This is a genomic window from Methanocalculus sp. (genome assembly GCF_029762515.1).
Lineage (GTDB): Archaea > Halobacteriota > Methanomicrobia > Methanomicrobiales > Methanocorpusculaceae > Methanocalculus.
In genome coordinates, this window is sequence record NZ_JARVGN010000137.1 from 1 (window position 1) to 5,286 (window position 5,286).

At 53.7% G+C, this 5,286-nt stretch carries 5 protein-coding genes; 3 read left to right on the plus strand and 2 right to left on the minus strand.

Features of this window, described 5'->3' with window-relative positions:
• Positions 1-1,613, plus strand: a 1,613-nt coding sequence (gene metG / locus QCH34_RS06220) for a methionine--tRNA ligase (RefSeq protein ID WP_300331818.1), incomplete at its 5' end; no start/stop codon positions are given.
• On the opposite strand, the gene ilvA is transcribed toward metG, so the two are convergent.
• Complete coding sequence (gene ilvA, locus QCH34_RS06225) at positions 1,614-2,855, minus strand: threonine ammonia-lyase (RefSeq protein ID WP_300331820.1); 1,242 nt, start codon at positions 2,853-2,855, stop codon at positions 1,614-1,616.
• Positions 2,856-2,999: 144 nt separating this feature from the next.
• Entirely contained in the window at positions 3,000-4,079 is a 1,080-nt protein-coding gene (locus QCH34_RS06230) for a class I SAM-dependent methyltransferase (RefSeq protein WP_300331823.1), read from the minus strand.
• A gap of 335 nt (positions 4,080-4,414) precedes the next feature.
• Between QCH34_RS06230 and QCH34_RS06235 the strand changes: the two genes are divergently transcribed.
• Together QCH34_RS06235 and QCH34_RS06240 are read left to right on the plus strand one after the other, a co-directional pair.
• Positions 4,415-4,639, plus strand: coding sequence for a type II toxin-antitoxin system HicB family antitoxin (locus QCH34_RS06235; RefSeq protein WP_300331826.1), 225 nt, complete (start codon positions 4,415-4,417; stop codon positions 4,637-4,639).
• Positions 4,640-4,853: 214 nt separating this feature from the next.
• A partial coding sequence (locus tag QCH34_RS06240) for an Rpn family recombination-promoting nuclease/putative transposase (RefSeq protein WP_300331829.1) occupies positions 4,854-5,286 on the plus strand: 433 nt, incomplete at its 3' end.

The following is a 5,286-nucleotide window of genomic DNA, read 5'->3' on the forward strand; positions in this document are numbered from 1 at the left end:
CCTGCGAGCGTTTCCTGCCTGACCGTTATGTCGAGGGAACATGCCCCCACTGCGGCAAGCATGCCCGGGGAGACGAATGCGATCAGGGCTGCGGCCGCCATCTCGAGCCGGGCGAGATCCAGGATCCCGTCTGCACCGTCTGTAGCACAAGGGCCGAGATCCGCCAGCAGGAACATTATTTCTTCAAGCTGAGCACCTTCCGCGATTATCTCCTTGATTACTTAAAGGATCTCAAGGGGACTACAAACGCGAAGAACTACGCCATCGGCTGGGTCGAGAACGAGCTCCGTGACTGGTGTATCACACGAACCCTTGAATGGGGTGTGACGTTCCCCGGAAACCGGGAACTGGTCGTCTATGTCTGGGTGGATGCACCTATTGGCTACATCTCCTTCACTGAGGAGTGGGCTGATGCCCACAATGATGACTGGAAGAGATACTGGTGTGGCGAGGGCGAGGTAACGCATTTCATCGGCTCAGACATCATCTACCACCACTGCATCTTCTGGCCAGCCCTCCTCCATGCAGCGGGATATGGAACCCCGGATGCCGTCGTTGCATCGGGAATGCTGAAGGTTGAGGACCAGAAGTTCTCAAAATCCCGTGGCTATGTGGTCTGGGCAAACGAAGACTACCTCGATGTCGGGCTCCCCTCAGACTATCTCCGGTACTATCTCCTCAGCTATACAAGCCATACAAAAGAGCTGAACTTCTCCTGGAAGGCCTACCAGGAACGGGTCAATAATGAGCTTGTGAATACGCTCGGCAACTTCATGTACCGGACGATCTACTTTGCAGAAGCAAAACTCGGCGGCATCCCCGACACCCCGGCAGGCCCGGAGATTCTAGAGGAGATCAGGAAGGCACGGGAGAGTGTCGACTCTGCATTCAGATCATTTGAGTTCAAGCTGGCAGTTGACGGGATCATGGGGCTTGCCGGGTTTGGGAACAACTACATCCAGAAGAACGCACCCTGGAAACTGATGAAGACGGATCGCCAGGCAGCAGAATCTGCAATTGCAGACTGCCTCCAGATCGTCAAGGCACTCGCCCTCATGCTCGAGCCGGTCCTTCCGGATGCAGCGGCGAGATGCTGGGCGATGCTCGGCTACACAACTCCGATTGCCGATCACCACCTGGACGAGTGTGATACCCCGTTGTCAGGTGTCACCTTACAGAAGGCTGAGATGCTCTTTGCCAAACTCGAAGACGAACAGTATGCCGTCCTTGAAAAGACCTTCAATGGGCGTGTAGAAGCAGCAAAGAAGAAACAGGCATTAAAAGAGGAGAGGAAACCAATGGTCTCAATGGATGAATTTGCAAAGATGGATCTGAGGATCGGAAAAGTCCTCTCGGCAGAGCCGATCAAAGGATCAAAGAAACTCTTAAAGATACAGGTGGATATAGGGTCTGAGACCCGCCAGGTGGTATCCGGGATCGCCCCCTTCTATGCACCAGATACACTCACCGGCAGCCTGGTTGTGATGATCGCAAACCTTGAGCCTGCGACGATCTTCGGTGTTGAGAGCAGGGGCATGATCCTGGCAGCAGGCGATGAGGCTGCCCTCCTGATGCCGAACCGCGAGATCGAGCCGGGAACACAGATCCGGTGATCAACCGGAAAGGTACCCTGCACCAGTGAGATGGGATCGGATCCGCTCCTGGTGCAGAAGCCCTCTCGTTTCGATCTCCACCTCCACCCTGATCTCGGTCGGATGGAGCCCTTTCTCATCCCTTTTCTGGATAATTTCATGGATATTGCCCCCGGCACCAGCGATTGTGCCGAGCAGTTTCGCAAGTGATCCCGGCCGGTCATCGACCACCACCGAGATCGTCATCGAACGATCCCGTGCAACCTGTGCCTGGTGGATCACCCGCTGGAAGAGGGGGAGATCGATATTTCCTCCCGATATGACCAGCACGATCCTGCTCTGCTTCGGAAACATCCCTCTCCCCGAGAGGAGGTAGGCGAGCGGCGCTGATCCCGCCCCTTCCACAACGAGATGTTTACGTTCGGCAAGGAGGAGGATTGCCTGAACCATCTCCTCTTCCGAGACGATCCCGATCCGATCAACAAATGCCCGGATCATCCCAAACGGCCGTTCACCGACGATCGGAACCGCAATACCGTCTGCGATCGTCCTGCCGGGAGAAACAAGCTCCCGCTCCTCAAAGGCAAATGCCCGGTATGCGGCATCACAGGCAGCCGCCTGAACGCCGATGATCCGGGCAGGGCTCCCGGCACCCTTGATCGCAGCGGCAATCCCGGCGATTAAGCCCCCGCCGCCGACGGGTACGATCACATACGCAACATCACCGAGTTCCTCGAGGATCTCAGTGCCGATGGTACCTGCACCGGCGATCACATGCTTATCATCATAGGGATGGACAAGAAACGCTCCCCTCTCAGCCAGTACTTGTGCATAGAGGATCGACTCCTGGAGCGTTCGCCCGGCAATGACGATCTCAGCCCCATATCCTCTTGCCGCCTCCTGCTTGGCAACCGACGATCCAACCGGCATCACGATCGTCGCCCGGACACCCGCAATGCCTGCGGCGAGGGCGACCCCCTGCGCATGGTTCCCCGCAGATGCCGCCACCACTCCGGCACTTCCAATACCCTTTCGATTTTTGAGTATCGAGTGGACGGCTCCCCTCACCTTAAACGAACCCGCCTTCTGGAGTGTTTCGAGCTTCAGGTACACCTCGCAGCCGGTCATCGCCGAGAATGTCGGCGAGTAGACAAGCGGTGTCCGGTGAATATGGGGGCGGATCAGATCCGCGGCATCTGCAATATCCTCGGGGGTGAGCATAGAGGCACAATCTACCTCCATGATGAAAAGATGATCGTTCATAAAGAGGTTTCAGGGGAACACAAACTGGTTGAAATGGTTCGGCGGTGATCCCCTGTTCCCGGGGGGAACTGGTTCTGCACCAGATCCGGTAAGAAGAAAGATCGGTAGTTGCCAGAAACCACTCGTTGCCAGTACCCACTATCCTTAGCTATCTCTCCCAAAATGCATGCAGAAGAGGGAGGTATACCGGTCCATATAAAAGGGTGAATGGCACCTGAGCGTAAACTCCCCTCCGAGGCATTCGGAGAAGAGTGCCAGCCACTGGCTCTGGAGCATATGGTACTCTGTTCTCTCCCCCCGTGGTTGCGTGAAGAACGAGATGACCTCGGTCATAAGGAACTGGTCGACACAGGTCCTGGCGAGATCGATTCGCACATCCTGTGAGAGGATCGAATTGATGATACTCCCATAGGACTGGTACACGGCGAGTGCCAGATCCGGGGAGTAGATCTCGGGCCGATCATTGTCAGCATCCATCTCGTAGAGAATGAAGTGGTCTATCCGTGGCCTGAGCCGGGAGAGGTGCAGCCTCTTCTCCTCATAGGGCATGTGGTGATAGGCAAGGGAACTTGTTGCGAGATCGAAATGCCGGTATATCCTGCCGGTACAATCCTGAATGCGGCAGTTTTCTTTGCTGATATGCACGCCGGGAAACGCTTCTGCTACCGTCTTCGCGGCAAGCTCCACCATGGCAGCCGATGAATCGATCAGAAAGATCTCATCGATCTCACCAATCCTGCCACATTCACGGAGTTTTTGAAGCAATGCCACGGTAAGGCTCCCATCTCCGCACCCGAGATCCATCATCGAGAACGGCTTTTGGAAATATGGCAGGCTGTCGGCACATTCGGTTACATAGATCTCTCGTGCAGCCTGCATCACAGGGTTTTTCGCAAAGAGCAGGAAGGCTTTGGGATCGAAGAACACCACATACGGCATTGCGAGTGTTTGATCATGCCGCTCTAAAAAACCGACGAGCTGGGATGCCGAGAATGGCCGATCCCCCTCCAGCCGGGCAGCCTCGGAAAGCCACCCGAACCCGGAATCAACAGATCCCTGTGCCATCAGGAGGGTGCCGATATAGTAGCAGAAGACCGGGAGGAGGTTTGGGCGGATCTGACCTGAGAGGATCTCCGGAACGGAGCCGGGAGTTCTGCCATCTTCGAGGATCTGATCGGCCAGATGTGACCACAGAGCTGATTCCTGAGGAGATAAGAAGAGCATCTCTTCATTTTGTTGCTCCCAAAGGGTGATGAAGATTTGTATCCGGTTGTATTCTGCTATTTATATCGGCAGTCTGACCGTCTTTATGTGTAGTGCATCTGCCCCGCTGTTAAGGCTGGGCGGGTAGTTTTATCCACTTTCTTTACAGTTTTCTCTCATCAGCTCTCAGTCACTCTCTTCAATTTTACATACATGCACTGGAATCATAATTGATATGCATTGAACAATCCATCCGGCATAGAAAATCCACTGCTGTTCTGGCAATAGGGAACATTTATTCTCCATTGAGTCGAATACCTCGATAGAGAGGCTTCAAGTATTGGAGAGGTTTTGTCATGCTGATAAAGTTTGAGATCTACAATGATGGGCAGTTCTGGTGTGCCCGGGGCATCGGTGTTGATATCTTTACACAGGGGAGGACGCTTGACGAACTGATGGAGAATATCCAGGAAGCAGTCGGACTTCATTACGAAGATTCAATCGATGCCGGAGAAGAGATCACTATTGTTTCACTGACTGAATTCCAGGTTGGTTCCGTTGCCAAAATAACCGGTTGTTAGCGGTCATAATCTCCTGAAGGTGCTATCGTCTCTCGGATATGTGATTCTGGGTTAGCAGAATCAGCCATTTTTACTTTCGCCCTCCGCTCAAGACTATTATAACGCGATCTGACAGAATACTTCATAATCAGTGCTTTGTATTCCATTCCTGCATCTTGGAATGGAAATGTTGCCTTTGCTACTGATGAATGGTTCAGCAGGAGACCAGTGGAGTGTGAACAACATCTCAGATTCAGATCACCCTTACAAACGCCTCTTCAGCCATAAGGAGATGATGGCAGATTTTATTTCGGGCTTCCTTCATCCCGAATTTGCCTCTGCCTGCGACTTTGAGACATTGAAGCGGTGCAATGGCAGTTATGTGACCGATGACCTCAGGGAGCGTGAAGATGACCTCATATGGAGTGTCCGGTATGGTGACCGGACACTGGTCATCTACCTCTTAATTGAATTCCAGTCAGCACCTGACCCGACGATGCCGGTTCGGATCATGTCGTATATGGCACTCCTCTGGCAGGATCTGATCAGAACCGGCCAGGTCTCATCCAGGGAATCATTGCCCGGCATCATTCCCGTTGTGCTCTACAATGGTGAGATCCCATGGACAGTGCCTGATGATATCGGGGCAAGCATCCTGATGCCGGATC

Coding starts and splice junctions, on each gene's coding strand:
- ilvA (WP_300331820.1), bottom strand. CDS start 2,855: ATGAACGATCATCTTTTCATCATGGAGGTAGATTGTGCCTCTATGCTC.
- QCH34_RS06230 (WP_300331823.1), bottom strand. CDS start 4,079: ATGCTCTTCTTATCTCCTCAGGAATCAGCTCTGTGGTCACATCTGGCC.
- QCH34_RS06235 (WP_300331826.1), top strand. CDS start 4,415: ATGCTGATAAAGTTTGAGATCTACAATGATGGGCAGTTCTGGTGTGCC.